The 330-nt window shown below is 64.2% G+C and carries 1 pseudogene; it reads right to left on the bottom strand.

From position 1 onward, the window contains the following. Nucleotides 1–330, bottom strand: a pseudogene (locus HNW77_RS17375) (1-deoxy-D-xylulose-5-phosphate synthase); the annotation flags it as partial.

The following is a 330-nucleotide window of genomic DNA, read 5'->3' as shown; positions in this document are numbered from 1 at the left end:
GCACCACGTCATGCATCACCTGGTCATAGGCGCGCTGCAGGAAGGTGGAATAGATGGCGCAGAACGGGCGCAGCCCCTCGGTGGCCATGCCGGCGGCAAAGGTCACGGCATGCTGCTCGGCAATGCCCACGTCAAAGAAGCGGTCGGGATAGGCCTTGGCGAACTTGTCCAGACCCGTGCCGGACGGCATGGCGGCGGTGATGGTGACGATCCTGTCGTCGGTCGCGGCCTGGCGGACGAGTTCCTTCGCAAACACCGAGGTATAGCTCGGCGGGCCGGACGGACCCTTCTTCTGTTCGCCGGTCACGACATTGAACTTGGAGACGGCGT

This window comes from Komagataeibacter melomenusus, from assembly GCF_013155395.1.
In the GTDB taxonomy this organism is placed as follows: Bacteria; Pseudomonadota; Alphaproteobacteria; order Acetobacterales; family Acetobacteraceae; genus Komagataeibacter; species Komagataeibacter melomenusus.
Note: the sequence above shows the minus strand (reverse complement) of the source record. Positions and strands in the feature narration are given on the sequence as shown.